The organism is Nocardioides sp. B-3, from assembly GCF_024703895.1.
Classification (GTDB): Bacteria; Actinomycetota; Actinomycetes; order Propionibacteriales; family Nocardioidaceae; genus Nocardioides.
In genome coordinates this window covers 1,257,103-1,283,741 of sequence record NZ_CP087968.1, presented here as the reverse complement: position 1 = coordinate 1,283,741, position 26,639 = coordinate 1,257,103, and the positions used below count along the sequence as shown (strand labels likewise).

The following is a 26,639-nucleotide window of genomic DNA, read 5'->3' as shown; positions in this document are numbered from 1 at the left end:
CCGGGCGTGTCCCGGAGCGACGCTCGCCCAGCGGTGACCCAGCCACATTCCACGCCGCCGGAATGTGGCTCACTCACCGCCACGGAGGCGATCTCGTCACGCGCCGCCACTGGACCACTGCCCACACGTCGTACGGCGACGAATCGCCGTACGTCCGAAAGGTGGCGCCGCAGGCCTTGCGATCAGCAGGCCGACGCCTCGGTGACCAACCTCAGCTGACGCCGGCGGTGGTTGATCGTCTCGACCGTGAAGAGCACCAGCGCCACCCACACGAGCCCGAAGCCGATCCAGCGGCCGGTGGGCATGTCCTCGTGGAAGAGCAGGACGCCCAAGGCCGAACTGGATGATCGGCGCGAGGTACTGCAGCAGCCCGAGCGCGACGAGCGGCACCCGGATCGCGGCCGCGCCGAAGAGGATGAGCGGGATCGCGGTGACGATGCCGGTGGTGGTGAAGAGCAGCGCGTGCCCGGTGCCGTGGTTGCCGAAGCTCGCAGCGCCGGTCACGGCGAGGAGGACGAGGTATCCCACCGCGATCGGCGCGAGGACGAGCGTCTCGATGGTCAGGCTCTCGACCGGTCGCACGTTGGCCTGCTTCTTCGCCGGGCCGTAGGAGCCGAACGAGAAGGCCGGGACCAGCGCCACCCGGGGCGGTCGCCCGTAGTCGATCGTCAGCACCACCACGGCCGGGGACGCGATGCCGAGGGCGATCCACTGCAGTCGCCGCAGTCGCTCGCCGAGGATGAAGACACCCATCAGCACGGTGACGAGCGGGTTGATGAAGTAGCCGAGGGCCGCCTCGACGACGCGCTCGTTGTTGACGCCGTAGATGTAGGTCGCCCAGTTGACCGAGATCACCACGGCCGCGAGCGACAGCAGGGTCAGCTGCCGCCGATTCCTGAGTACGGCGCCGACAGCCGCCGCATGGCGCAGCGCGACCACCGGGACCGCCATCGTCAGCGCCGACCAGACGATCCGGTGGGCCGGGATCTCCACGGCGCCGGCCGGCTCCGAGCAGCGGCCAGTAGAGCGGGAACAGCCCCCACAGCGCGTACGCACCCGTGCCGAAGATCAGCCCCCTGCGCGTTTCTGGCACTTCGAGAGTCTAGGCGGCGGAGATCGACAACGAATCCGTTACGAACGGCGTCTACCATGCAGTCGTCTTCTGTCACACGTCCCAAGGGGAACCATGCGGATGCTCCGCACCGTCATCGTCGGCCTGCTGGCCGCACTTCTCAGCCTGAGCGCATTCTCGGCCGCGCCCGTCCGGGCCGACCGGGCCTTGCCGAAGCGCATCATCACCGAGGTGCCGCCGGACGCGAAGCAGCAGGTTGACTTCAACGCCTTCAAGCTCAACGGCACCGTCACCGAGCCGCAGGCGGACCCGGCCGTGGCTCCGGTGCCCTACCTCGGCAAGGTGCAGCTCCAGAAGAAGGCCTGCAAGGCCTGTAACTGGAGGACCGTCAAGAAGGTCAAGACCGACGAGACCGGCAAGTACCGGACGAAGATCTTCGTGCCCCAGAAGGGCGTCTGGAAGTGGCGCGTGAAGGTCAAGGCCTCCAACGGCTACGGCACGACCAAGGGTGAGATCTGGACCGCAGCGTTCGAGTGATCCGCTCCACAGCACCGTGCAACTGACACTGGCCCGCCCCGATCTGATCGGGCGGGCCAGTGTCATGTCCGGGTCAGACGACGGTCCGAGTGTCGCCCGCGCTGATCAGCCCGGCGAGTCGCGTGGCCGGGTCGCCGGTGGCCTCGTCCTGTGCGGCCGTGATCTGCGCGCGGGCCCGGTCGTCGTAGGTCGGGCGTTCCACACGGCGGAAGATCCCGATCGGCGACTGGTTGAGGTAGCCGGAGTCGGTGAGCCGAGAGATGGCGAACGCCGTGGACGGGTCGGGGCTGTGCGCGTCGTGCACCGGGATGTCGGCGTCGTCGACGTCGCTCGCCTGCACGGTCTTCACGCCGCCGGTCGAGCGGTCACGCGTCAGGGCCCGGGTGCCGCGACCGTCCTCGCCCGTCGCCCCGAAGCGGATCTGCTCGCCGTGGACGAGCGGGATGATGGCGTCGGCCTTGGTGTCGTTGGACTTGATGGCGTCGAAGGCGCCGTCGTTGAAGATCGGGCAGTTCTGGTAGATCTCGACGAACGACGTGCCCCGGTGGGCCGCGGCAGCCGACAGGACTGCCGTGAGGTGCTTGCGGTCCGAGTCGATGGTGCGGGCCACGAAGGACGCCTCGGCACCCGGGGCCGGGGAGACCGGGTTGAACGGGTGGTCCACCGATCCCATCGGCGTCGACTTGGTGACCTTGCCGGGCTCCGAAGTGGGGGAGTACTGCCCCTTGGTCAGGCCGTAGATCCTGTTGTTGAACAGCAGGATCGTCATGTTCACGTTGCGACGCAGCGCGTGGATCAGGTGGTTGCCGCCGATGGACAACGCGTCACCGTCACCGGTCACGACCCAGACCGAGAGGTCCTCGCGCGCCGTGGCGATGCCCGTGGCGATGGACGGGGCACGTCCGTGGATCGAGTGGAAGCCGTAGGTGTCGAGGTAGTAGGGGAACCGCGACGAGCAGCCGATGCCGGAGACGAAGACGATGTTCTCGCGACGCAGCCCGAGGTCGGGCAGGAACGACTGCACGGCCTTGAGCACGGCGTAGTCGCCGCAGCCGGGGCACCAGCGCACCTCCCGGTCGGAGGTGTACTCCTTGCCGGTCTGCGGTTCGTCGTTGGTGGGGACGAGCTCGACGCCGGAGCGAAGGCCGGGCAGTCCGAGGTCCGCGGTCATGCGATGTCCTCCTTCGGTGCGGGGGTCAGGTCGACCTCGATGCCCTCGGCATCGGCCACGAGGCCGCCGATGACGTCGGCCGGGACGGCCGCCTTCAACGGCAGGCCGCGCACCTCGTTGTAGCCGACCACGTCGACGAGGTACTTGCCGCGCAGCAGCAGCGAGAGCTGGCCGAGGTTCATCTCGGGGACCAGCACCTTGTCGTAGCGCCGCAGGATGTCGCCGAGGTCGTTGGGGAACGGGTTCAGATGACGAAGGTGGGCCTGCGCGACCTTGTAGCCCGCCTTGCGCACGCGTCGCACGCCGGCGCCGATCGGTCCGTACGTCGAACCCCACCCGAGCACGAGGACCTTCGCGTCTCCGGACGGGTCGTCGACGGCGAGCGGGGGCAGCGAGTCGGCGATCCGGTCGACCTTGGCCTGACGGGTGCGGACCATGAAGTCGTGGTTGCCGGGGTCGTAGGAGATGTTGCCGTGCCCGTCGCCCTTCTCGAGGCCGCCGATGCGGTGCTCGAGACCGGGGGGTGCCGGGGATGGCCCACGGGCGGGCGAGCGTCTCGGCGTCGCGGGTGTAGGGCCAGAACTCCGCTTCGTCTCCATCACCGTGGTTGAGCTCGGTGGCGAAGTCGGGGTCGATCGTCGGCAGGTCGGCGACCTCGGGGATCCGCCACGGCTCCGAGCCGTTGGCGAGGTAGCCGTCGGAGAGCAGCATCACCGGCGTGCGATAGGTGATTGCGATCCGGGTGGCCTCGAGGGCCGCATCGAAGCAGTCGCCCGGTGACTGGGGCGCGATGATCGGCACCGGCGCCTCGCCGTTGCGGCCGAACATCGCCTGCAGGAGGTCGGCCTGCTCGGTCTTGGTGGGCAGACCGGTCGACGGACCGCCGCGCTGGACGTCGACGACCAGCAGCGGGAGCTCGGTCATCACGGCCGGGCCGATCGCTTCCGACTTGAGCGCGACACCGGGCCCGGAGGTGGTGGTCACGCCGAGGCTGCCGGCGAATGCGGCACCGATCGCGGCACCCACGCCGGCGATCTCGTCCTCGGCCCGGAAGGTGGTCACGCCGAACGACTTGTGCTTGCTCAGCTCGTGCAGGATGTCGGAGGCCGGGGTGATCGGGTAGGACCCGAGGAACACCGGCAGGCCCGACTGCACACCGCCGGCGATCAGGCCGTAGGCCAGCGCGAGGTTACCGGTGATGTTGCGGTAGGTGCCGGCTGCCATCGGGGCCGGCTTGATCTCGTAGCGGACGATGAAGGTCTCGGTCGTCTCGCCGAAGTTCCACCCGGACTTGAAGGCGCGGATGTTGGCGTCGCGGATGTCGGGGACCTTGGCGAACCGCTTGGTCAGGAACGCGGTGGTCGACTCGGTGGGGCGACCGTACATCCGAGACAGCAGGCCGAGGGCGAACATGTTCTTCGCGCGGGCGGCGTCCTTGCGCGACAGGCCGAACTCCTTGACCGCCTCGACCGTCATGCCCGTGAGGTCGACGGGGTGGACGGCGAACTCCGCGAGGTCGTCGCCGTCGAGCGGGTTGGCGGTGTAGCCGGCCTTGGTCAGGTTGCGGGCCGTGAAGTCGTGGGTGTCGACGATGATCGTGGCGCCCTTGGGCAGGTCGCCGAGGTTGGCGCGCAGCGCGGCGGGATTCATCGCGACCAGCACGTCGGGGGCGTCGCCCGCCGTGAGGATGTCGTGGTCGGCGAAGTGCACACTGGAACGACGAGACGCCCGGCAGCGTGCCCCGGGGAGCGCGGATCTCGGCAGGGAAGTTGGGCAGCGTCACCGGGTCGTTGCCGAAGACGGCCGACTCCTGCGTGAACCTGTCACCGGTCAGCTGCATGCCGTCGCCGGAGTCACCGGCGAACCGGATGATGACGCGATCGAGCTGCTTGACCTGCTTGGTCGGGTGGGTCACCTCGTGCCTGCTTCCTGCTCAAATAGAACGTGTTCCAGTGGCCTTCTTCCCAGTCAACCACTGTAGTCCGGCGATATCAGGCCAGCGGGTGGGAGTCGCGCATTGGACGTGGCCCGGCGGCCGTGACGAGCGACACGCCGAGACGCGTGAAAGTAATTGCCTATAGTCATGTAGTCTTCTGGACATTAGTCAGTAACTGTCCTTCTCGGACCGTGCGAAAAGAGAGATCAACCCATGAAGCTCACTTCCCGGGCCTCCCGCCGCTTGGCCGCAGCGTCCCTCGCCTCCCTGATGGCGTTGACCGCGTGCTCGACCAACTCCGAAGGTGCCACCGAGGAGGGCGGCGTCGCGCTCGACCCGGTCGCCTACTCGACCCCCGAGACGGCGTACAACGAGATCACCGCGAACTTCGCCGAGACCCCCGAGGGGGAGGGTGTCGAGTTCAACACCTCCTACGGTCCGTCCGGTGACCAGAGCCGCGCCGTCGAGGGCGGCCGGGCGGCCGACTACGTCAACTACTCGCTCGAGGGCGACCTCACCCGCCTCGTCGACGCCGGCCTCGTGGCCGACGACTGGAACGCCGGTGAGCACCGGGGGATCGTGGCCGACTCGGTCGTCGTCATCGTGACCCGCCCGGGCAACCCGCTCGGCATCCGGGGCTGGGAGGACATCGTCAAGCCGGGCGTCGAGATCGTCTCGCCCAACCCCGGCTCGTCGGGCGGTGCCCGCTGGAACCTCCCCGGCGGCCTACGGCCACGCCCTCGAGGTCAACGACGGCGACGAGAAGGCGGCGCGGGACTACCTCGTCGACTTCTTCACCAACGCCGTGGCCCTGCCCGGCTCGGCCCGCGACGCGCTGACCAGCTTCACCAGCGGGGTCGGCGACGTCCTCATCTCCTACGAGAACGAGGCGATCCCGGCCCGCCAGAACGGTCAGGAGCTCGACTACATCGTGCCCGACGAGACCCTGCTCATCGAGACGCCCGCGGCCGTGACCGTGGACGCCGAGCCCGAGGCCCAGTCCTTCCTCGACTACCTCTACACCGACGAGGCGCAGGCCAGCTTCCTGAAGTACGGCTACCGCCCGGTGGTCGACGGTGTCACCGGCGAGGTCGACGGCGCCAACGACCCGGCCGACCCGTTCCCCGACGCCCAAGGTGCTGTTCACGGTCGCTGACGACTTCGGTGGCTGGCCCGCCGCGGCCGAGAAGTTCTTCGCCGACGGCGAGGACGGCGAGCCGCTCGGCCCGGTGGCCGAGGTCCAGCAGGAGACCGGGAAGCTGGGCGAGTAGGACCGATGACGAGCGCCCTCCTGGGCCCGCCGGTCGACACCGTCGGGGAGTCACGCACTCCCCGACGGCGTCGCCGCGCCGGCCCCCCGCAACACCCTCACTCCCGGAGCCGGGCTGGGGCTCGGCTCCGGCCATGATCTGGTTCAGCCTGCTCGTCCTCATCCCGCTGGTCGCGATCATCGTGACCGCGGGGGAGGGCGGCTGGGACGCCTACTTCCGGGTGCTCCGCAGCGACCAGACGTGGGCCGCGGTCACGCTGACCGTCTCCCGGGGCCGCGATCGTCACCGTCATCAACGTCGTTGTCGGCACGATCATCGCGTGGGTCCCGGTCCGCGACCAGTTCTGGGGCAAGTCGCTGCTCAACATCATCATCGACGTGCCGTTCTGCGCTGCCGACGATCGTCGCCGGTCTCGTGCTGCTCTCGCTCTACGGGCCGCAGAGCCCGCTGGGACTCGAGTGGGCCAACACCGAGCGCGCGGTCATGCTGGCCCTCGCCTTCGTCACGTTGCCCTTCATCGTGCGCACGGTCCAGCCGGTGCTGGAGGAGCTCGACGCCGACGTCGAGGAGGCGGCGGCCTCGCTGGGTGCGCGTCGCGGCACCATCGTGCGCCGCATCATCCTGCCCAGCCCGGCGCCGGCCATCGCGGCCGGAGCCGCGCTCTCCTTCGCGCGGGCCATCAGTGAGTACGGCTCGCTGGTGCTGCTCTCCGGCAACCTGCCGTTCCGCACCGAGGTCGTCTCGGTCCGGGTGCTCACGTTCATCGAGAACGGCAACACCCAGTCCGCTGCGGCGCTCGCGTCGGTGATGCTGGTCGTCGCCCTGATCGTGATCGTCGCGCTCGACATCGTCCAGAGAAGGGTGGCCAACCGTGGTTAGGGTCTCCACTCCGGTCCGCTGGCTGCTGCGGCTGATCGCGATCGGCTACGTGTTCTTTCCTGGTGGCTCGGCCCGTCTCGCTCGTCGCCGTACGCACCTTCGGGAACGGCACCGAGGCGTTCTTCGGCATCTTCACCGACCCGCACACCGTGGCGGCACTGCAGCTGACGCTGATGGTCGCCATCTGGGCCGTCGTGATCAACCTCGTCTTCGGGGTGACGATCTCGCTGCTGCTGGTGCGTTACGACTTCCCGGGCAAGCGCGTGCTGTCGGCCCTCATCGACCTGCCGCTGTCCGTCTCGCCCGTCGTGGTGGGCCCGGCGCTGCTCCTCGTGTTCAGCGGTCGCACCGGCTGGTTCGGCCCGACCATCGAGGAGGCCGGTTGGATGGTCATCTACGACTCCCCGGGCATGATCATGGCGACCTGTTTCGTCGCGCTGCCGCTGATCATCCGCGAGGTCGTGCCGGTGCTCTCCGAGATCGGCGACGACCGGGAACAGGCCGCCCGCAGCCTCGGTGCCAACGGCCGCCAGACATTCCTGCGGATCACGCTCCCCTCGATCAAGTGGGCCGTGATCTATGGCGTCGTGCTGTCGCTGGCGCGCTCGCTCGGTGAGTTCGGTGCGGTCAAGGTCGTCTCCGGGAACATCACCGGCAAGACGCAGACCGCGACCCTGATCGTCGAGGCGAAGTACCAGAACTTCCAGCAGGAGACGGCCTACTCCGTGGCGTTCCTGCTCGCCTTCATCAGCATCGCGTGCCTGATCGTCGTCGCCTTCCTCCGCCCCCAACACGAAGAAGCCTGAGGTTCCACCATGTCCATCGACGTCACTGGTCTGACCAAGACCTTCGGCGACTTCGTCGCCCTCGACAACGTCAACGTCTCCCTGCCCACCGGGCAGCTGACCGCCCTGCTCGGTCCGTCCGGCGGCGGCAAGTCGACGCTGCTGCGGATCATCGCTGGCCTCGACACCGCTGACTCCGGCACCGTGTCGATCGAGGGCGTCAACGCGACCAGGGTTGCCGCCGCAGAAGCGCAACGTCGGCTTCGTGTTCCAGCACTACGCCGTCTTCAAGCACATGACGGTCGCCAAGAACGTCGCGTTCGGCCTCGAGATCCGCAAGCGGCCCAAGGACGAGATCGCGGCCCGCGTCGACGAGCTGCTCAAGCTCGTGCACCTGTCGCAGTTCTCGCACCGGCTGCCCTCGCAGCTCTCCGGTGGCCAGCGCCAGCGGATGGCACTGGCGCGAGCGCTCGCGGTGGAGCCCACCGTGCTGCTGCTCGACGAACCGTTCGGCGCACTCGACGCCAAGGTCCGCAAGGAGCTGCGGGAGTGGCTGCGGCGTCTCCACGACGAGGTCGCCGTCACCACCGTCTTCGTCACCCACGACCGGGGAGGAGGCCCTCGAGGTCGCCGACGAGATCGTGGTGATCAACGAGGGCCGGGTCGAGCAGGTCGGCTCGCCCGACCAGCTCTACGACGAGCCGGCCAGCGACTTCGTCATGGGCTTCCCTGGGTGAGGTCACCTCCCCGGGTGGCGTGACCCTGCGCCCGCACGACATCGAGGTCGCGACGTCGCCGTACACCGCAGGCGCGATCGAGGGCTCGGTGCACCGGATGCTGCGCATCGGCTTCGAGGTGCGCCTCACCGTCCTCACGGTCGACGGCGACGACGTCTCCGTGGTGCTCACCCGCACCCACGCTCGCTCACTGGGCCCGGCCGAGGGAGCGACCGTCTGGCTCACGCCTGCGAACGGTGCGACGGTCATTCCGTCGATGCGGGCGGTCGGCTGACATCCTGTCCGCATGACCTCGTTTGCCGGTGTCCTGTCCCACGCGCGAGTAGCGACGCCCGACGCCGTCATCGACGGTTGGGTGCGGGTGCGTGACGGCCGGATCGCGGAGATCGGCTCCGGCCCGGCACCCGAGGGTGAGCACGTCCGAGACCTCGGTGGCGCCTCGGCTGTCGCCCGGCTTCGTCGACATGCACGTGCACGGCGGCGGCGGCGCCTCGTTCCAGTCGGGAGCCGCCGACGACGTGACGACTGCGGCGGCGTTCCACCGACGGCACGGGACCACCTCGCTGGTCGCCAGCCTCGTCACCGCGCCCGTCGCGGACCTCGTCACCTCGGTACGGCGACTGGCGGAGCTCGCGACCGACGGCGTCGTGGCCGGCATCCACCTCGAAGGGCCGTTCCCGGCCGGCGACTTCTGCGGCGCCCACGACCCGGAGCTCCTCCGCGACCCGGATCCCGAGTCGCTCGACCTGCTGCTGGGCGCCGGTGCGGGACACATCGCGATGATCACGCTGGCCCCCGAGCGGGCAGGTGGCCTCGATGCCGTACGCCGTGTGGTCGATGCCGGGTCTGTCGCGGCGATCGGCCACACCGCTGCCGACTACGACACCGTCGGCCGCGCGGTGGAGGCGGGGGCGACCGTGGCGACCCATCTGTTCAACGGGATGCCGTCGCTCCACCACCGGACCCCCGGCCCGGTGGCCGCACTGCTGGAGGACGAGCGAGTGGTCGTCGAGCTCATCAACGACGGGATCCACCTGCACCCGGCGATGCTGCGGCTTCCCTTCGCGGCCGCTCCGGGACGCACGGCGCTGGTGACGGATGCGATCTCGGCCACCGGCCCGGGTGACGGGGAGGTGCTGCTCGGTGAGCTGCGGGTCACCGTGCGCGACGGTCAGGCGCGCCTTGTCGACGGTGGTTCGCTCGCGGGCAGCGTGCTGACGCTCGACCGGGCTGTCCGCAACGCAGTCGCGGCGGGTGTGCCCGTGCTGGCCGCGCTGCGGGCGGCCTCCACCGTGCCTGCCGACGCGCTCGGGATCGGCGACCGGGCCGGTCGGATCCGCGTGGGCGCTCCGGCCGACCCGGTCGTGCTGGACGAACGGCTCGAGGTCGTCGACGTGCTCAGCGCGTCCGGGTGACCTTCGCCAACCCGCGGGGAGCGTCGGGGTCGTGGTGGCGGGCGACGGCCATCGTGTGCGCAAGCCTCTGCAGCGGCATGATCTCCGGGATCGGCGACAGCTCCTCGGTCGAGCCGGTGGGCAGCGGCACCACGATCTGACCGGGACGTGCGGCCGCGGGGTCGCCGATGATGCTGACGTCGGCGCCACGGTCGGCGAGGCGTTCGAGCACCGGGGCGATGGCACGGGCGCCCGCGCCGCGAGGAACGACGGCAAGGACCGGCCGGTCCCTGGTCGATCATCGCCAGCGGCCCGTGCATCAGGTCGGCGCCGGAGAACGCGTGCGCGGAGAGGTACGACGTCTCCATCAGCTTGAGCGCCGCCTCGCGGGCGGTCGGGTAGGAGTAGCCGCGCCCCGTGGTGATCAGCTTGTCGACGAAGCGGTAACGGTCGGCGATCTCCTCGACCCCGGTCGCGGCCAGTGCGCCGGCCGCGAGGTCCGGCAGCCCGGCAGCAGCGGCCGCGTCGCCACCTCGCCGGGCGTCGATGAGGAGCCAGAGGGCGAGGAGCTCGTTGGTGTAGCTCTTCGTCGCGGCGACGGCGGCCTCGGTCCCGGCCATCACGTCGATGGACAGCTCACAGGCCCGGGCCAGCGCTGAGTCGGGAGCGTTGGTGACCGCCACCGTCAGGGCGCCGTGGCGCCGCGCCGCCTCGGTGGACTCGACGAGGTCGGGGGAGCCGCCCGACTGGCTGACGGACACCCACAGCACGTCGGTGAAGTCGGGGCGTGCGTCGAAGACGGTCAGCGTGGAGGGGGAGGCCAGACCGACGGGGAGGCCGAGCGAGATCTCGAGGAGGTATTTCGCGTAGAGCGCCGCGTGGTCGCTGGTGCCGCGCGCGGCGAGCAGCACGAAGCGTGGCGCGGCCGCGCGGATCCGGTCGGCGACGGCCCGGATCGGGGCGATCCCGGTCAGCAGGTGGGCCGGGGCGGCGGGCTGTTGGGCGATCTCGAGGGCCATCTGGGCGCCGGGGACGGGTGCTGGGGTGATGTCGATCATTCGTCGTCGCCTCTTGCTCAGTGGGGTGGTCGGTCCGATGTGATCCTTGACACGTCCGGAGCCTCTCTCTACGGTCATCAGACATCCGATGTCTGATCTAGTCAAGCCACAAGGGAGAACTTCATGCACGCGCTCCACCGCCTCGTCGGCGTCTGGTGTGCCGCGCTCATCGTCACCGTGCCCACCACCTCGGCACTCGCGGACGACTCGGCAACCGCACCCGCAGACCTCTTCACCACCGACCTCGACCACACCGGCACCGGGTTCCCGGTCTACCGGATCCCGGCTCTGACCCAGTCCAACGCCGGCACCCTGATCGCCTCCTACGACGGTCGCCCGACGTACGGCGACGTGCCCAACAACATCGCGCTCGTCGTGCGCCGCAGCACCGACGGCGGCACGACTCGGCAGGAGCGGCAGGTCGTGCGCACATGAGCCCGGCAAGCCCGGGTACGGCGATCCGAGCCCGGTCACCGACCGGGAGACGGGCCGCATCTGGCTCTTCCACGCGGCCTCGATCAACCAGGGGCTACTTCGGCTCCACCACCGGCAACGACAACGACGACCCCGACGTCCTGCACGCCGACGTCAGCTGGTCCGACGACGACGGTGTGACCGGCAGCACCGCCGGCTCACCGAGGAGGCGAAGAACCCCGCGTGGGCGGGACTGTTCGCCGCGTCCGGTGAGGGCATCCAGATCCGTCGGGGCCCGTACGCCGGTCGCCTCGTCCAGCAGTACGCCTTACGCCACCGGGGCGGCAACTGGGCCGCGAGCCTGATCAGCGACGACCACGGCGAGACCCGGCGCTTCGGCCAGCTCCTCGGCCCCGGGATGGACGAGAACAAGGTGGTCGAGCTCTCCGACGGCCGGCTGATGCTGAACTCCCGCGCGGCGGGCGGCTACCGCAAGGTCGCCTACTCCGACGACGGCGGCGAGAGCTGGTCCGGTCTGCACACCGACGACGAGCTGATCGACCCGGCCAACAACGGCTCGATCATCCGCTACGACGTGGACGCCGCGCCGCAGTCGGCCGACGCCCGCAAGCTGCTGTTCAGCAACACCGCCACCCAGAGCGGGCGGTCCAACCTGACGGTCCGGCAGTCCTGCGACAACGGCGAGACCCGGCCGATCCGGCGGGTGCTGGAGCCCGGCGCCGCCGAGTACTCCACGCTGACGCCGCTCGCGGACGGCCGGTTCGGACTGCTCTACGAGCGCGGCGGCTACCAGCACATCTCCTACGCCCGCTTCGGGGAGGACTGGCTCGACGGCGTCTGCGCGCCGGTCTCCGCCTGCACGACCGACCCCGGCACCGCCGGCGGCACTGCCGAGGTCGAGGTCACGATCACCAGCCGGGAGACGGGGGCCATCGACGGCGGCGTCGTGTCGCTGGACCTGCCGGAGGGCTTCACGGCCCCGGACGTGCGGATCCCGAAGGTCGCCCCCGGCGCGACCGCGAGCGTGCGGGTGCCCGTCCGGGTCCCCGAGGGCGTGGCGACCAACGCCTTCCCCTACACGGTCGAGCTCACCAGCGACAAGGGCTCCTCGCAGGGCTCCGGCAGCATCATCGTGAAGGGCGGCAACACGGTCCTGAGCGATCTCGTCGAGCGCCACTACGACGGCTCTACGATGACCGACCTGACCGACCGGGTCGCCTCGGTGAAGGACCTGACGGGCGGTGCGGTGACGGTGCGGTTCAGCACCACCTCGCGCCCCGCCGTGGGCACGTTGCTGTCACTCGCGGACCCGATCAGCGCCGTACGCGACGTCGTGGTCTCGCTGAACAGCGGCAAGCCGTACGTCGAGGTGCGCACCGCGTCCGGCACCTATCCGGTGCGGCTCCAGAGCAACGTCGACGTGGCGGACGGCAAGCAGCACGAGCTGGTCGCCGCGAGCAGCTCCGGCGTGACGTCGCTGATCCCGGACGGCGAGCTCATCGCCCGGGTGAACCGCCGGGCCTTCTTCGCCGACGTCACGGCGCTGACCAAGCCGCACGCCCTCAACCCCAGCGGGCTGCCCAACCTGACGGTGGGCATGAATCGTGCTCACTTCCCGGTCAAGCGGGGTCGCCGCGCCGGGCAACCGGTGGGGCTTCGTGGGGACGATCCACGGCGTGGAGGTGTCCGACGACCTGCGGGCCGGCGAGGAGATCGTCCCGTCCTCCGAGCTGTCGATCGCCTCCGTCTCCAGTGAGGAGACCGCGGGTGAGGACGGCCGCGCCGTGAACGCGATCGACGGCAATCCGGCGACGTTCTGGCACTCGCGGTGGAGCACTCCTGCCGCTGGCTACCCGCACCAGATCACCGTCGACCTCGGCAGCCCCCGACCACTGACCGCGCTGCGCTACCTGCGTCGCTCGGTCGGCACCAACGGTGACATCGCGGACTACGACGTCCTCGTCAGCTCGGACAACGCGTCGTGGACGAAGGTCGCCTCCGGCACCTTCCCGGTGGGCAAGGGCGAGGCCGAGGTGCGGTTCGCGCCGCAGGGTGCCCGCTACGTCCGGCTCGAGGCGCTCACTGCGGCCAACGGACTCGCGTTCGCCGCGGCTGCCGAGATCCGGCCGGTGGTCTCTCCCTGACCCAGCCGCACAGGCCACCGCCCCGGGACCGATCGACGGGTCCCGGGGCGGTGCTGTGTCTCAGGCCCGGAAGCGTTCGCGCAGCCACGCGATGGTGAGCTCGTCCCGGGCGACGCCGCCGCCCTCGTGCTCGTTGTAGGTGTAGACCTCGATCTCCTTGGGGCCGGCGTAGTGGTTGTACGCGGCGTACACCGTCGAGGGCGGGCACACGTCGTCCATCAGGGCCACCGAGAACAACGCCGGCACGTCGGCGCGCGCGGCCATGTTGACGCCGTCGAAGTAGTCGAGGGTCGCCGGGGGCGCGGTCGGCGTCGGCACGGTGGGTGCGGACGAAGGCGAGCAATTCGGCGTACGGCGCCCGCGCGGTGATCTCGATGGCGCGGTCCGGGTGGCACAGGAACGGCACGTTGACGACCGCCGCCGCGACGCCGTCGGCCGGGGCCGCCGCGGCGAGCGCAATGCCGCCACCCCGGCTGGTGCCCGCGACCGCGATCCGTGTGGGATCCACGAAGTCGAGCCCGGCGGCGGCGTCGACGGCCCGCACGGCGTCGGTGAAGACGCGTCGGTAGTAGTAGTCGGCAGGGTCGAGGATCCCGCGGGTCAGGAAGCCCTCGACGTGCGGGGAGTCGCTGCCCGCCGCGTCGCCGGTCGCGCCGGCCCGCCGGGCGCGAGCGCCCTGCCCGCGGGTGTCCACGACCGGGGGTCGCGAAACCGGCGGCCGGGAGGGCGAGCCAGTCGAGGGGGCTGCCGGTGCCGTCGCCGTACCCCGGGAACTGGACGACCATCGGCACGGGTCCGGGGACCGCGGCGTGGGAGGGAGCGAGCAGCAGGCCGTGGATGCGGTGCCCGCCGAAGCCGGAGAACCAGAGGTGGCTGCTGTCGACCGGGGGGAGGGGTGTCGCGTGCGGTGCGGTCTCGACCTCGAGAGGCGAAGTGCGCGCGGCGGAGAGGGTGTCGGCCCAGAAGTCGACGAAATCGGCCGGCTCACGGCGCGCCGGACAGTATGTCGCAAGGTCGGCCAGCGGCAGGTCGAAGAGTGGCATCGAGTGGCTCAGGCCTCGGCTCCGAGCAGCGCGAGCCGCGGCGATCGAGGCCCGGATCGGCTCGTAGTGGTTGGCGATGGCGGTGCGCAGCGCGTCGGCGTTGCCGGCGACCGCGGCATCGGCGATCGCGGCGTGGTCGTCGGCGGTGCGACGCAGGCCCTCGCCGGTCATGGCCGGGGTGGGCGCGACGATCGTGTGCACGTCCCAGAAGGCGCCGGTCAGCTGCAGGATGAGGTCGTTGCCCAGCGGCTCCATCAGCATCAGGTGGAACTCGCGGTCGAGCTCGATGAACTCCTCTCCGTCGGCCGCCTTCTGCTGCATGCCGCCGGCGAGCAGGGCGAGCTCGGAGCGGTGGTCGTCGTCCAGACCGGCGACGATCTGGTCCGCCAGCCCCTGCTCCGGGGTCTGGCGCACCTCCACCAGCTCGGCGAGGACCATGTGGTCGTCCTCCCGGCTGAGCAGCCCGCGGAAGGCCGGGCTCTCCACGAGGGCGGCCAGCGACATGCCGCCGACGTAGGTCCCGTGCCCGTGGCGGACCTCGACGATGTCGAGCGCGGCCAGCGTCTTCACGGCTTCGCGAACGCTGGAGCGGCTCGCTCCGACGGCCTCGCACAGCTCCGACTCGGTCGGCAGGGGGTCCCCGGGGCGGAGGCGTTGCTCGAGGATGAGCTGCTTGATGTCGTCGGCGACCGTCTCCCGAAGGTGGCGGTTGCGACGCCGCGATGGGACGCCGTTCGCCTCGCTGGGAGACAGATTTGTTCCGCTCATGCCCTTGCCCTCCGTCGTGATCCGTGTCACGCTCAGCATACCGGCATCAGACATCAGACGTCATAGGTCCGGGACAACAATTTCCGAAGTTCATCATCTCGACACCGGAGCACTGGCGTCCCCAGCCGGGTTCTGACCCCCGATGGAGGCAACAGTGAGCATCACCGACATGGCACGGTCGGACCGATCAGCAGGCGTGCGTCGCCGGCTGACCACGGGCGCGAAGGCGGTGGCCGTGGCCCTGAGCCTCGCGGTCGCGACGGCCGCCTGCAGCGGTCCGTCCTCGACCAACTCGCAAGGCGGCGCCTCGGACAGCATCGAGGCCACGCTGGCCTTCGCGCTGTCGAGCGGCTTCGACCCGGACAACGCGTCGAGCGCGGTGGCCACTGCGGCCAACCAGCACATCTTCGAGGGCCCGGTCGACCTCGACCCGGTCACCCGTGAGCCCTACCCGGCCCTCGCGAAGTCCGAGCCGGTCGCCAGCGAGGACGGCCTGACGTGGACGGTCGAGGTGCGCGACGACGCCAAGTTCTCCGACGGCAGCGCCGTGACCGCCGAGGACGTGGCCCACTCCTTCACACGCGTCCTCGAGCCGGCGGACCCCGCGGTCGTGCCCCTGATGAACGGCTTCATCAGCTTCATCGAGAGCGTCACCGCGACCGACGACGCGACGGTCGAGTTCAAGCTCAAGACGCCCTTCCCGCTCTTCGCCCAGCGCATCGCCGTCATCAAGATCGTGCCCAAGGCGCTCACTGCCGACGAGGCCGCGTCCGAGGCCTTCGACACCGCGCCGGTCGGCTCGGGTCCCTACAAGCTCGACAGCGCCTCGGCCGAGTCGGGCCTGAAGCTCTCGAAGAACGAGAACTACAACGGTCCTCTTCCTGCGGCAGCGGAGACCATGACGTGGAACACCAACACCGACGCCGCCGCGCGGATCGCCGACCTCGAGGGTGGTCGCGTCCGGGCCATCGAGGCCGTGCCCTACCTCAACGTCGACTCGCTGAAGGGCTCCTACGAGGTCGAGGCCAAGCAGGCCTTCAACCGGGCGTTCTTGATGTTCAACAACTCCGCGGCTCCCTTCGACGACAAGCGGGTGCGCCGGGCGCTGCACTACGCGCTCGACAAGGACAAGATCATCCAGACCGCACTGAGCGGCTACGGCACTCCCGCCAGCAGCTATCTCGACGAGGGCAACCCGGACTACCGGGGAGGCTTCGACGGTCTACGACTACGACGCCGCCAAGGCCGAGCAGCTGCTCGCGGACGCGGGCGTCAAGGACCTGTCCTTCGAGCTGGTCACGACCGATGCGTCCTTCATCAAGGACATCGCCCCGCTCGTGATCGAGGCGTGGAAGGCGATCGGCGTCAAGGCGACGCTCAACACCGTCCCGTCCGCTGCGGTGTACGGCGAGCTCGTCCCCTCGGACAAGTTTCGCGTGCTGCTCGCCTCGGGTGACCTGAGTGTCTTCGGTCCCGACGCCGACCTGCTGCTGCGCTGGTTCTACTACGGCACGACGGCCGTCGGACCGCTACCGCTGGGATGCTCCCGAGCGCCAGCAGGTCGCGGACCTCATCGACGCGGCTTCGCAGGCCGACGACGAGACCGAGCGGGCCGGCCTGTGGAAGCAGGCGCTCGACATCATCGCCGAGGAAGCGCCTCTCTACCCGATCCTGCACACGCAGGTCGTGACGGCGCACGACGCCGACGCGCTCGAGGGCTTCGAGGGCGCCGCCACCACCGGCATGTACTTCCTCGAGACCGAGCGCAAGGACTGACCGGATCTGATCCGGTCTCACGGCGTCCTGCCCGGCTTCCCCCGGGCCGGGCAGGACGCCACCTCCCCTGATTCATCGAGAGTGAACCCATGCTGACTGTCCTGAGCATGATCGCCCGGCGACTGCTGACCCCGGTCCCACTGGTCCCGGGGATCACGTTGTTCGTCTTCGTGGTCATGCAGTTCTCGCCCGTCGACCCGGCCCTGTCCGTGCTCGGCGACCGGGCCTCCGCGGCCCGGGTGGCCGCGTTCAAGGAGACCAACGGCCTCGACCGGCCGCTGCCGGTGCGCTACCTCTTCTTCCTCGGTGACCTCGTGCGCGGCGACCTCGGGATGACGTTCCCGCCGTCCGTGCCCGTCTCGAGCAAGATCGCGACCGCCCTCCCGCTCACGATCCAGCTGACCCTGCTCGGTGTCTTCGGCGCGATGGTGATCGGCCCGGCCCTCGGCATCACGGCGGCGCTCTACCGCGACCGCTGGCCCGACCAGGTCATGCGCTTCGCCTCGATGGCGGGGATTGCGATGCCGTCGTTCTGGCTGGCTCTCCTGCTCATCCGGGAGCTCGCCGTACGCCGCCCGATCTTTCCGACGGGTGGATACGTCAACCCGGCCGACTCGTTGAGCGGCTTCCTCGAGTCCCTCGCGCTGCCGGCGCTGGCCCCGGCTGTCCCGGTCGGCTGCTCGCTCGCACGCATCGTGCGGACCTCGATGGTCGAGGAGCTCGACCGCGACTACGTCCGCACCGCCATCGGCGCCGGCCTTCCGCCGTACGTCGTCGTCGGCCGCAACGTCCTGCGCAACGCGCTCGTCAATCCGCTGACAGTGCTCGGCCTGCGCATCGGCTACCTGATCGGCGGCACCGTCATCATCGAGGCGATCTTCTCGCTGCCCGGGATGGGCACGCTGATCATGACCGCCGTACGCCAGAACGACACCGCGCTGGCCCCGGGGCACGATCCTGACGATCGCCCTCGGCTTCGTCGTCGTGAACCCGGTCGTCGACATCCTCTACCTCTTTGCGAACCCCCGACTGAGAGGAGGTCACTGATGCGCAACTTCCGTCGTCTCAACCTGACCTCACGCTTCGCGCTCGGCTTCGTGCTGCTGATCGTCCTCGTCGGCGTGCTCGCACCGCTGCTGCTCAAGCACGACCCGACGCAGACCGGCCTCGACTCGCCGCTGACCGGCCCGGGCTCGGACTACTGGTTCGGCCTCGACAAGCTCGGCCGCGACGTCTACTCCCGCCCGGTCGCCGGCACCCGGCGCTCACTGATGGTCGGCTTCGGTGCCGCAGGCATCGCGCTGGTCTTCGGCGCGCTGCTCGGCGCCCTTGCCGGCACGTCCTGCAACGCAGTGGACGAGCTCGTCATGCGCGTCCTCGACGTGGTGATGGCCTTCCCGGCCATCGTGCTCTCCGCGCTGCTGATCATCTCGTTCGGCAAGAACAGCCTGTTCGTGCTGATCGTCGCGATCGGCTTCGTCTTCATCCCGCCGGTCGCTCGCATCGTGCGCGCCAACGTGCTCTCGCAGTACGGCGAGGACTACGTCGCCGCCGAACGCATCATCGGCGCCCGCCGCCCGCACATCCTGTGGCGCCACATCCTGCGCAACTGCGCGGCGCCGATCATGGTGTTCGTGACCGTGATGGTCGCCGACGCGATCGTCTTCGAAGCGTCGCTGTCATTCATCGGCGGCGGCCTCTCGCCGCAGGACGCCGACTCCTCGTGGGGATCGGTCATCGCCTTCGGCAAGGAGATGGTCCGAGTCGGCGGCTGGTGGGCCACCTTCTTCCCCGGACTGCTGATCCTGCTCACGGTGCTCGCGCTCAACGTGCTCTCCGAGGGCATCTCCGACGCGTGGGCAGCACCGGCCACCCGGCGATCCCTGCTGCGTCGCGACGTCGTCGTCGGTGACCGTCTCGAGCAGGCTCGCCCCGGCGACGGCAAGGTGATCGAGCTGCCCGGCCTCGCCGAGGCCGCCCGACGGCTGCGCGCGCGGGCTCGGCCGCTTCCGACCGGCCAGCCGATCCTGTCCGTGGAGGACCTGTCCATCGGCTTCGCCGGCGTGCACAACGGCGTCGACATCGTCGACGGGATCTCCTTCGCCGTACGCCCCGGTGAGGTGCTGGGGCTGGTCGGCGAATCGGGCTCGGGCAAGTCGCTGACCGCCCTCGCGGTGATGGGGCTGCAGCCGAAGGGCGCTCGCATCCGCGGCACCATGACCTTCGACGGCACCGACCTGCTCACGCTCAACGCCACTCGTCGTCGCGCTGATGGGCCGCGACATCGCGATGATCTACCGGGACGCGCTCTCCGCGCTCAACCCGTCGATCACCGTCGGTGGCCAGCTCAAGCAGCTGATCCGCCGCGGCGGCACGCGTACGGCGGTGGAGCTGATGGGCCTCGTCGGGCTGGACCCGAAGCGCACCCTGTCGGCCTACCCGCACGAGCTCTCCGGCGGCCAGCGCCAGCGTGTCGTCATCGCCATGGCGCTGTCGCGCGACCCCCGCCCGGTGATCGCCGACGAGCCCACCACGGCGCTCGACGTCACCGTGCAGGCGCAGGTGATGGAGCTGCTGCTGCGGCTGCAGACGGAGCTCGGGTTCGCGCTGATCCCGGTCAGCCACGACCTCGCTCTGGTCAGTGACGTCTCGCACCGCGTGGTCGTGATGTACGGCGGTCAGATCGTCGAGTCGGGCGTGACCACCGACGTGATCGAGTCGCCGGCGCACCACTACGCACGGGGGCTGCTCGGTTCGGTGCTGTCGCTCGAGACCGGTGCCGATCGGCTCACCCAGATCCCGGGCGTGGTGCCTTCCCCGGCCGACTTCCCGCTGGGCTGCCGGTTCAGCGACCGCTGCCCGATGGCCAGCGACATCTGTCGCGAGCAGGCACCTCCGCTGGTCGGCGAGACCGACCATCGCTACGCCTGCCACCACCCTGCACTCGAGCTCGAGACCACGGAGGTGGCCCGATGACCGCGATCGCCAGCCTGACCGACGTCCACGTCGTGCACCGCACCCGCGGCGGCGGCATCTTCGACCGCGAGCGTCGTCTGCGCTGACCGGGGCCGACCTCTCCATCGCCGCCGGTGAGACCGTCGGCGTCGTCGGTGAGTCGGGCTGCGGCAAGTCGACGCTGGCCAAGGTGCTCGTCGGCCTGCAGCGGCCGACCAGCGGCGAGGTGCAGGTGGCCGGCCGCGACGTCTGGTCGATGAACGCCGCCGAGCGTCGGCTGCACATCGGTGCCGGCGTCGGGATGATCTTCCGGGACCCTGCCACGTCCTTGAACCGACGGATGCCGGTGCGCCAGATCCTGCGCGACCCGCTCGACGTCCACCGCCGCGGGACCGTCGCCGAGCGCGAGGCGCGGATCGCTGAGCTGATGGAGCTCGTCGGACTGCCGCAGTCGGTCGCCGACGTGCTCCCGAGCCAGCTGTCGGGCGGGCAGCGCCAGCGCGTCTCGATCGCCCGGGCGCTCGCGCTCGAGCCGCACCTGATCATCGCGGACGAGCCGACCAGCGCCCCGGACGTGTCGGTGCGGGCACAGATCCTCAACCTGCTCCTCGACCTCAAGGAGCGGCTCAACCCGGCCATGGTCTTCGTGTCGCACGACATCCAGACCGTCAAGCGGGTCAGCGACCGGATCATCACGATGTACCTCGGCCGGATCGTCGAGCAGACCCCAGCCTCGCTGGTGCCCGAGGGTGCCCAGCACCCCTACACGCGAGCGCTGTTCTCGGCGACCCCCGGCCTGCTGTCTCCGCTCGACCCGATCCCGCTCGTCGGGCCGGTCCCTTCGGCGACCGGGCCGCCCAGCGGGTGCCCGTTCCGCACCCGGTGCTGGAAGGCCACCGAGATCTGCGCCGGCGAGATGCCGAGGCCGGAGCCCGGTGCCGCCAACGGCGGCAAGCCCCACGACTACCGCTGCTACCACCCGATCCCGGCCGGCACCACCGACGGCGAGCTCGTCGAGCTGGCCCGGGCGGCCACCCGTACCGACACACCACTGCACGTCAAGGAGAGCTCGTGAACACCCCCATGCCGCGATTCGGCGGCGTCGTCCCCCCCACTGTCACCCCCTCACCGACGAGGGTGCCGTCGACGTGGCGTCCCTCGAGCGCCCGGGTGGAACGACAGCTCGAGGCCGGAGTGGACGGACTGTTCTGCTCTGGGCAGCTCCGGCGAGACCGTCTACCTCACCGACCCCCAGCGCGACCGGGCGCTCGAGGTCATCGTGAAGACAGCTGCCGGTGCCGTGCCGGTGCTGGCCGGTTGCATCGAGCCGACCACCCCGCGCGTCATCGACCGCGTGCGCGCGGCGCAGGCGCTCGGCGTCGATGCCCTCGTGACGACCGCTCCGTTCTACACGCTGGTCGGCCCTCATGAGGTGGAGCGGCACTTCCGCGCCATCCACGCGGCCGCCGACCTGCCGATCCTGTCCTACGACATCCCGGTGTGCGTCCACACCAAGATCTCGGTCGACCTGCACCTGCGCCTCGCGGCGGACGGCGTCCTCGCGGGGGTCAAGGACTCGAGCGGTGACGACGTGTCGTTCCGGCAGCTGCTGGTGCGGCTCGCCGACGAGCTGCCCGACACGGAGTTCGCCACGCTCACCGGCCACGAGGTCGTCGTCGACGCGATGATGCTCGCCGGTGCCTCCGGCGCCGTGCCCGGACTGGGCAACGTCGACCCGGACGGCTACGTGCGCCTCGACCGTGCCTGCCGCGCCGGCGACTGGGCCGCGGCCCGCGCCGAGCAGGACCGGCTCACCCGGCTCTTCCGGATCGTCGACGCCCCCGACGCGACCGCGGCGGGCAGCACCCGTGGGGTCGGCGCGTTCAAGACCGCGCTCATGCTCCTCGGCGTCATCGACTCCAACGCGGTGTCCCTGCCGATGCGGCCGCTGAACGCCGACGAGACCGCACGCATCCGCGTCGAGCTCGAGCTGGCGGGGCTCCTCTAGCCGATGCCCACCACCGAGACGGTCGCCGTCATCGACATCGGCGGCACCAAGACCGCGGCCGCCCCGGTCACCCGCGACGGCACCGTCGTACGCCGCAACGAGGCTGCGACACCGGCGCAGGACGGTGCCTCGGCCGTGCTGTCGACGGCCGCCGCGCTCGTGGCGGCACTGCGAGACGGCGCCGACGTGGTCGCGCTGGGAGTCGGCAGCGCCGGTGTGATCGATCCGGTCAGCGGCCGGGTGCTCGGAGCCACCGACGCCCCCGGCCGGCTGGGCCGGCACCGACCTGCGCGGTTCACTGGCAACCCTCACCGGCCTGCCGACCGCTGTCAGCAACGACGTGCACGCGCACGCCTTGGGCGAGAGTCGGTACGGCGCCGCTCGCGGCCGTGGCACGGCGCTGTTCGTGGCCGTCGGCACGGGCGTCGGCGGAGCCTTCGTCCTTCCCGGCGGCACCCTGACGGGCGCGCACGCCGCGGCCGGTCACGTCGGTCACGTGCCGTCCGTGCAGGCGCGCGACCTGCCCTGCAGCTGCGGCGGCACCGGACACCTCGAGGCAATTGCCAGTGGACCGGCGCTGGTGCGGGAGTTCGCACGGCGTACGACCTTGGAGGTCGCCGACCTCCAAGCGGTCATTGCCTCCGGTGACGCGGAGGCCGCCTCCGTGATCAGGCTCGGCGGGCTCGCGGTCGGAGCGATGATCGGTGGGTTGGTCAACGTGCTGGACCCGGACGTGGTCGTCGTCGGCGGAGGCGTCGTCAACGCCGGCGATCCGTGGTGGACCGCCCTCATCGAGGCTGCGGGTGCGGAGCTGTTGCCGTCCCTGCGAGATGCCGAGATCGTGCGCTCGGCCCCGGGCGGTGACGCGGCCCTGCTCGGCGCCGCCGCGCTGGCCCGGGAGCTTGTCGGAGAGGAAGCCTGATGGACGACGTGCTCGAACGATTGCGTGGGGGACTGGTGGTCTCCTGCCGGGCGTACGGCGACGAGCCGATGAACACCGCGGAGACCATGGCCCCGGTGGCGCAGGCCGTCGTGGCCGGTGGCGCCGTCGCCGTACGCGCTCAAGGGATCGCGCACATCAGCGCGATGCGATCCAGCCTCGACGTACCCGTGATCGGACTGTGGAAGGACGGCAAGGAAGGCGTGTTCATCACGCCGACGCTGGCCCACGCCCCCGGCCGTCGCCGAGGCCGGCGCGGAGGTGGTCGCGCTCGACGGCACGAGTCGCCCCCGCCCCGACGGGCTCACCTTCGCCGCGACGGTCGCCGGCCTGCGCGAGCAACACGACGTGCTCGTGATGGCCGACGTGTCGACCTTCGAGGAGGGCGTCGCGGCCGCCGAGGCCGGCGCCGATCTCGTCGGCACGACCCTGTCGGGCTACACCGACTACACCCCCAAGCTGGCGGGCCCGGACCTCGACCCGGTCGAGCGCCCGGCGGGCGCCCTCGACGTCCCGGTCGTCGCCGAGGGCCGCATCCACACCCCCGCCCGGGCGGCGGAGGCGCTGGCGCGAGGGGCACACGCCGTCGTCGTCGGCACCGCGATCACGCACCCCACCTCGATCACGCGGTGGTTCGTCGATGCGGTGGCTCAGCGGTAGTTGGTGAATCGGCCACGCGTGGCCAGTCGCAGGCGTCGAGATGCATGGTTCGAAGGCGTCGAAACGCTAAGTTCAGAGGCGTCCATCTGCTAAGTTCGACCATATGGCATATCAGGACAGGATCGTCGATCGACTCCCCGGACGAGCTGTTCCCCGACCTTGCGGCGATCGCGCTGGAAGGTGCGAAGGGCGTCGGCAAGACGGCGACAGCGTTGCAGCGCGCCAATACCGTCATCTCGCTGGACCTACCCGCGCAGCGGCAGATCGTTGCTGCGGATCCTGACTACGTCGTTCGTTCGGCCGTCCCGGTCTTCATCGACGAGTGGCAGCTTCATCCGCCCGTGTGGGACCGCGTGTGCCGCGCGGTCGACGAGGACGCCGGCGGGGGCCGGTTCCTCCTCGCCGGATCGGCGGCCGTCGCACCCGAGGCGCGTGTCCACTCGGGTGCGGGCCGGATCGTGAGCCTGACCATGCGCCCGCTGTCGTTCGCCGAGCGCGGCCCGGGGGAGTCGACGGTGTCGCTGGCAGAGCTGCTGACCGGGTCGCGGCCGGCGATCGAGGGCCGCTCGGACATCGGCCCGGTCGACTATGTCGACGAGATCCCGGCCTCCGGCTTCCCGGGCATCCGCGGTCTGCCGGAGCGGGCGCGGAATGCTCAGCTGGACAGCTACCTCACCCGCATCGTCGACCGTGACCTGCCCGAGAACGGGCTCAATGTCCGCCGCCCGGCCGCCGTCCGCGCCTCGGCTCGCCGCCTATGCCGCCGCGACGTCCACCGACGCGGCGTACACGAAGGTCCTCGATGCGGCGACCGCCGGAGTCGTCGACAAGCCGTCCCGCCCGACTGCCGACAACTATCGAGAGCATCTCAGGCGGATCTTCGTGCTCGATCCGGTCGAGGCCCGGGTGCCGATGTTCAACCCCGCTCAAGCGGCTGACCCAGTCCCCGAAGCATCACCCGGTCGATCCCGCGCTCGCCGCTCGGCTGGTCGGCGTCGGCAAGGCCGGTCTGCTCCGGGGAGAAGGCGACCGGGTCGCGCCAGCGACCGGCACCCGGCTGGGCGCGTTGTTCGAGTCCCCGGTCGCCCAGAGCCTCCGGGTCTACGCGTCGTCGGCCCGGGCGCGAGTTGGTCACCTGCGGACCAAGGAGACCGACCGGGAGATCGACCTGATCGTCGAGGGCGAGGACCGTCAGGTGGTCGCCATCGAGATCAAGCTCAGCCAGACGGTCGGCGACTTGGATGTGCGCCACCTCAACTGGCTGCACGACCAGCTCGGCGACCGGCTCGTGGACCGGGTGGTGATCACCACGGGCGAGCACGCCTTCCGTCGCCCGGACGGTGTTGCCGTGGTGCCGCTCGCGCTGTTGGGCCCGTAGCCACAGCTCAGCGGCCCGGGTCGCGGTTGGTCTGTTCGGTGAGCCAGAGGATCAGGTCGGCGCGCCAGTAGCGGACGTGACGCCCGACCTTGAAGCTGCGGGGTCCTGCAGCCGAGGTGGCGCCAGTAGCGCAAGGTTCCTTTGGGCACCCGGAGCACGCGGCAGGCTTCTTGGAGGGTGAGCATCTCGTCGCCGGGGTTGCGGCGCGGGTTCGGGATGGTGGGTTGTGCGGTCATGGGGTCCTCCTCGTGAATGGCGGTTCAGACCGTGGATAGCCAATAGTGATCAATGATGAGGAGGTCGGTCCGGGAGGATGAGGGGGTCGGCAGCGGAGGAGGAGATTGTTGGAGGAACCAGCTCCGTAGGACGCCCTGTTCCCGGCGACGCCTCCGGATAGGGCATACGACCGACCGCGCTGCATACTTCAAAAGCGCGGTACAGAAGTCCGCAGCGGACCCCGATCCTTTTAGGACCGGCGCCCGCTGCGGTGGTGCTATGGAGTAGGTGGAGCTCGACTGCTCCTATCCGAGATTCCGAGAATGACCAACGTACAACTTGTGATCCGAGAAGTTGGAAGGCGATCCGATCGGTCCGCAGCGATTCTCGACTTCAGTCGGATCAAAACCGGCGTTCTGGTCGGAGAAGAGGCCAGAGTAGAAGATGTAGTCAATCTTCCGTGACGACTTGTTGGTACAGCCAGGCGTCGTGGTGGGCGCGTCCACGACTCCAATGAAGTGGGTATCTTTTCCTCCGCGACACGGACCGCAGGAAGTTTGGTCCGCCTCGTTGAAACGCCCTGACCCTCCCCCGATCTGATACAGATTGCTCAGGCCTGCGTCGCCTTTGGCTGCTTATTGAAGTCGCCCTCTGATTGCACGGGCATGTGAGCCGAGCAAGCGAGGTTTCCTTGCGGCGGATTGACGCTGGAAATTCCTGTGAACGCAGCGCAAACCATGGCGGCTTCCGGAAACCCAGACCAATCGACAACAGGCAGATCCCGCCTAACCGGGATCGCAACTCCTACCCGAGTATCTGCACCGCACGTACTCACGGTCTTGGTCTGCATCCAACGCGTCGTACTTGGCAGAGATATTGGTGCCCGCCTCCAGAAAGCCCTTCTGGCTCCAGCACACTTCTTGGAGCGCAATGATGTCAGGGCTTCGACTATTGGTGAACTCGTCTACTGGGTAGAGCGCGGTGATGCTCCCGTTTGTGAAATTGTCCGCCGGCAATGTTGTAGGTGAGCACATCCAGTGGAGCCGCAAATGCGCGCTTGAAAGCTGCTGACTGCTGACCAGCCGGACTAGCGCCATTGGCGGGTGACAACAGTGGCGAGAGGAGTGCCAAAATGGAACTGACGACGATCAAAAGTGCTCGCTTCATAGACGTGCCTTCTTCCCGAAAAATGTCGTGCTCCTGTCCATGCGAGCCAAGCGCATGAGACGCGCCAGTCAATTGAATCGCAAATTGAAAAGTATTCGTCGGCACCTTGCGCCGGTAGCGCAAACGTTCGACGGCCATGGGAGGCCGACGTTTTCTCGCGCGATGGCCGGGGAAAATCGGACGGCCCACGAACGAATAGGCTGTCGGGAACGGACCTCGGTTCCCGGACTGTGACGGTAGATCGAACCGGGATGAAGTGATGCGACAGCGCTTCGCTTCCGCCCCCGAAACCGGTGGGGCTGGCGGCGA

The 26,639-nt window shown here is 69.8% G+C and carries 21 protein-coding genes and 11 pseudogenes; 24 read left to right on the top strand and 8 right to left on the bottom strand.

The window, feature by feature from the left end:
• Positions 1–96: 96 nt before the first annotated feature.
• A complete protein-coding gene (gene rarD / locus LP418_RS08520) occupies positions 97–993 on the bottom strand; it encodes an EamA family transporter RarD (protein ID WP_257955976.1) in 897 nt (298 codons plus the stop codon).
• A 199-nt stretch (positions 994–1,192) separates the two neighbouring features.
• Between rarD and LP418_RS08515 the strand changes: the two genes are divergently transcribed.
• Positions 1,193–1,609 (top strand): hypothetical protein, encoded by a 417-nt coding sequence (locus tag LP418_RS08515; protein ID WP_257955975.1) that lies wholly within the window; start codon positions 1,193–1,195, stop codon positions 1,607–1,609.
• A 73-nt stretch (positions 1,610–1,682) separates the two neighbouring features.
• Here the strand turns inward: LP418_RS08515 and LP418_RS08510 are convergent, their stop codons facing one another.
• The gene (locus LP418_RS08510; protein ID WP_257955974.1) at positions 1,683–2,780 is read right to left on the bottom strand and encodes a 2-oxoacid:ferredoxin oxidoreductase subunit beta; all 1,098 of its coding nucleotides are present in this window, start codon (positions 2,778–2,780) and stop codon (positions 1,683–1,685) included.
• Positions 2,777–4,620: pseudogene (locus tag LP418_RS08505) on the bottom strand (2-oxoacid:acceptor oxidoreductase subunit alpha). Before LP418_RS08505 ends, LP418_RS08510 begins: the two are co-directional and overlap by 4 nt.
• 309 nt (positions 4,621–4,929) lie before the next feature.
• Between LP418_RS08505 and LP418_RS08500 the strand changes: the two are divergent.
• From LP418_RS08500 to nagA, 8 genes and pseudogenes are all read left to right on the top strand, one after another.
• Positions 4,930–5,364: pseudogene (locus LP418_RS08500) on the top strand (substrate-binding domain-containing protein); the annotation flags it as partial.
• A 52-nt stretch (positions 5,365–5,416) separates the two neighbouring features.
• A complete protein-coding gene (locus LP418_RS08495; protein WP_257955973.1) occupies positions 5,417–5,872 on the top strand; it encodes an extracellular solute-binding protein in 456 nt (151 codons plus the stop codon).
• Complete coding sequence (locus tag LP418_RS08490; protein WP_257955972.1) at positions 5,853–5,987, top strand: hypothetical protein; 135 nt, start codon at positions 5,853–5,855, stop codon at positions 5,985–5,987. The genes LP418_RS08495 and LP418_RS08490 overlap by 20 nt, the downstream gene beginning before the upstream one ends.
• 414 nt (positions 5,988–6,401) lie before the next feature.
• Positions 6,402–6,866, top strand: a complete 465-nt coding sequence (locus LP418_RS08485; protein ID WP_257955971.1) for an ABC transporter permease subunit — start codon at positions 6,402–6,404, stop codon at positions 6,864–6,866.
• Between the two features lie 62 nt (positions 6,867–6,928).
• The gene (locus LP418_RS08480) at positions 6,929–7,672 is read left to right on the top strand and encodes a sulfate ABC transporter permease (protein WP_257955970.1); all 744 of its coding nucleotides are present in this window, start codon (positions 6,929–6,931) and stop codon (positions 7,670–7,672) included.
• Between the two features lie 9 nt (positions 7,673–7,681).
• A pseudogene (locus tag LP418_RS08470) lies at positions 7,682–8,411 on the top strand (sulfate/molybdate ABC transporter ATP-binding protein).
• On the top strand, positions 8,408–8,662 hold the full coding sequence (locus tag LP418_RS08465; RefSeq protein ID WP_257955968.1) for a TOBE-like domain-containing protein: 255 nt from the start codon (positions 8,408–8,410) through the stop codon (positions 8,660–8,662). The pseudogene LP418_RS08470 and the gene LP418_RS08465 overlap by 4 nt, the downstream one beginning before the upstream one ends.
• A gap of 136 nt (positions 8,663–8,798) precedes the next feature.
• Positions 8,799–9,803: an N-acetylglucosamine-6-phosphate deacetylase gene (nagA, locus tag LP418_RS08460; protein ID WP_257955967.1), complete on the top strand. Its 1,005-nt coding sequence runs from the start codon at positions 8,799–8,801 to the stop codon at positions 9,801–9,803.
• A 326-nt stretch (positions 9,804–10,129) separates the two neighbouring features.
• On the opposite strand, the pseudogene LP418_RS08455 reads toward nagA, so the two are convergent.
• Positions 10,130–10,801: pseudogene (locus LP418_RS08455) on the bottom strand (SIS domain-containing protein); the annotation flags it as partial.
• Positions 10,802–10,963: 162 nt separating this feature from the next.
• Between LP418_RS08455 and LP418_RS08450 the strand changes: the two are divergent.
• From LP418_RS08450 to LP418_RS08435, 3 genes are read left to right on the top strand one after another with little or no spacing between them, the layout of a single operon-like run.
• Entirely contained in the window at positions 10,964–11,275 is a 312-nt protein-coding gene (locus LP418_RS08450) for a sialidase family protein (protein ID WP_257955966.1), read from the top strand.
• Between the two features lie 58 nt (positions 11,276–11,333).
• Positions 11,334–13,031: an exo-alpha-sialidase gene (locus LP418_RS30520; protein ID WP_336276040.1), complete on the top strand. Its 1,698-nt coding sequence runs from the start codon at positions 11,334–11,336 to the stop codon at positions 13,029–13,031.
• Positions 12,952–13,419, top strand: coding sequence for a discoidin domain-containing protein (locus tag LP418_RS08435; protein WP_257955965.1), 468 nt, complete (start codon positions 12,952–12,954; stop codon positions 13,417–13,419). The genes LP418_RS30520 and LP418_RS08435 overlap by 80 nt, the downstream gene beginning before the upstream one ends.
• Before the next feature lie 60 nt (positions 13,420–13,479).
• Here LP418_RS08435 and LP418_RS08430 read toward each other — a convergent pair whose 3' ends face one another.
• The 3 genes and pseudogenes from LP418_RS08430 to LP418_RS08420 form a co-directional block, all read right to left on the bottom strand.
• Positions 13,480–13,683, bottom strand: coding sequence for an acetylxylan esterase (locus LP418_RS08430; protein WP_257955964.1), 204 nt, complete (start codon positions 13,681–13,683; stop codon positions 13,480–13,482).
• A 112-nt stretch (positions 13,684–13,795) separates the two neighbouring features.
• Positions 13,796–14,113: pseudogene (locus LP418_RS32850) on the bottom strand (acetylxylan esterase); the annotation flags it as partial.
• Between the two features lie 19 nt (positions 14,114–14,132).
• Positions 14,133–15,230: pseudogene (locus tag LP418_RS08420) on the bottom strand (GntR family transcriptional regulator); the annotation flags it as partial.
• Between the two features lie 142 nt (positions 15,231–15,372).
• Here LP418_RS08420 and LP418_RS08415 point away from each other — a divergent pair.
• From LP418_RS08415 to LP418_RS30510, 12 genes and pseudogenes are all read left to right on the top strand, one after another.
• Positions 15,373–16,678, top strand: a pseudogene (locus tag LP418_RS08415) (ABC transporter substrate-binding protein); the annotation flags it as partial.
• Between the two features lie 13 nt (positions 16,679–16,691).
• Complete coding sequence (locus tag LP418_RS08410; protein WP_257955962.1) at positions 16,692–17,006, top strand: hypothetical protein; 315 nt, start codon at positions 16,692–16,694, stop codon at positions 17,004–17,006.
• 89 nt (positions 17,007–17,095) lie between these two features.
• Positions 17,096–19,198: pseudogene (locus LP418_RS08405) on the top strand (ABC transporter permease subunit); the annotation flags it as partial.
• A gap of 79 nt (positions 19,199–19,277) precedes the next feature.
• A pseudogene (locus tag LP418_RS08400) lies at positions 19,278–19,481 on the top strand (ABC transporter); the annotation flags it as partial.
• A 90-nt stretch (positions 19,482–19,571) separates the two neighbouring features.
• The gene (locus LP418_RS08395; RefSeq protein WP_257956951.1) at positions 19,572–19,982 is read left to right on the top strand and encodes an oligopeptide/dipeptide ABC transporter ATP-binding protein; all 411 of its coding nucleotides are present in this window, start codon (positions 19,572–19,574) and stop codon (positions 19,980–19,982) included.
• An 82-nt stretch (positions 19,983–20,064) separates the two neighbouring features.
• On the top strand, positions 20,065–21,036 hold the full coding sequence (locus LP418_RS08390) for an oligopeptide/dipeptide ABC transporter ATP-binding protein (protein ID WP_257956950.1): 972 nt from the start codon (positions 20,065–20,067) through the stop codon (positions 21,034–21,036).
• A 39-nt stretch (positions 21,037–21,075) separates the two neighbouring features.
• A complete protein-coding gene (locus tag LP418_RS08385; protein WP_336276039.1) occupies positions 21,076–21,969 on the top strand; it encodes a dihydrodipicolinate synthase family protein in 894 nt (297 codons plus the stop codon).
• Positions 21,970–21,972: 3 nt separating this feature from the next.
• Positions 21,973–22,155: pseudogene (locus LP418_RS08380) on the top strand (ROK family protein); the annotation flags it as partial.
• 37 nt (positions 22,156–22,192) lie between these two features.
• Positions 22,193–22,891, top strand: a complete 699-nt coding sequence (locus tag LP418_RS08375) for an ROK family protein (RefSeq protein ID WP_336276038.1) — start codon at positions 22,193–22,195, stop codon at positions 22,889–22,891.
• Positions 22,891–23,569, top strand: a pseudogene (locus LP418_RS08370) (N-acetylmannosamine-6-phosphate 2-epimerase). Before LP418_RS08375 ends, LP418_RS08370 begins: the two are co-directional and overlap by 1 nt.
• Positions 23,570–23,781: 212 nt before the next feature.
• Positions 23,782–24,507: an AAA family ATPase gene (locus LP418_RS30515; protein ID WP_336275938.1), complete on the top strand. Its 726-nt coding sequence runs from the start codon at positions 23,782–23,784 to the stop codon at positions 24,505–24,507.
• Positions 24,414–24,947 (top strand): DUF4143 domain-containing protein, encoded by a 534-nt coding sequence (locus tag LP418_RS30510; protein WP_336276037.1) that lies wholly within the window; start codon positions 24,414–24,416, stop codon positions 24,945–24,947. The genes LP418_RS30515 and LP418_RS30510 overlap by 94 nt, the downstream gene beginning before the upstream one ends.
• A 1,164-nt stretch (positions 24,948–26,111) precedes the next feature.
• Here the strand turns inward: LP418_RS30510 and LP418_RS08360 are convergent.
• Positions 26,112–26,468 carry a hypothetical protein gene (locus LP418_RS08360; RefSeq protein ID WP_257955961.1) on the bottom strand — a complete coding sequence of 119 codons (357 nt, stop codon included), beginning with the start codon at positions 26,466–26,468 and terminating at the stop codon, positions 26,112–26,114.
• Positions 26,469–26,639: the final 171 nt, after the last annotated feature.

Excerpts from the sequence above, each read along its gene's own strand:
- LP418_RS08515 (WP_257955975.1), top strand. The coding sequence starts at position 1,193 with ATGCTCCGCACCGTCATCGTCGGCCTGCTGGCCGCACTTCTCAGCCTG.
- LP418_RS08510 (WP_257955974.1), bottom strand. The coding sequence starts at position 2,780 with ATGACCGCGGACCTCGGACTGCCCGGCCTTCGCTCCGGCGTCGAGCTC.
- LP418_RS08450 (WP_257955966.1), top strand. The coding sequence starts at position 10,964 with ATGCACGCGCTCCACCGCCTCGTCGGCGTCTGGTGTGCCGCGCTCATC.
- LP418_RS08430 (WP_257955964.1), bottom strand. The coding sequence starts at position 13,683 with ATGGCCGCGCGCGCCGACGTGCCGGCGTTGTTCTCGGTGGCCCTGATG.
- LP418_RS08395 (WP_257956951.1), top strand. The coding sequence starts at position 19,572 with ATGGAGCTGCTGCTGCGGCTGCAGACGGAGCTCGGGTTCGCGCTGATC.
- LP418_RS08360 (WP_257955961.1), bottom strand. The coding sequence starts at position 26,468 with ATGGCCGTCGAACGTTTGCGCTACCGGCGCAAGGTGCCGACGAATACT.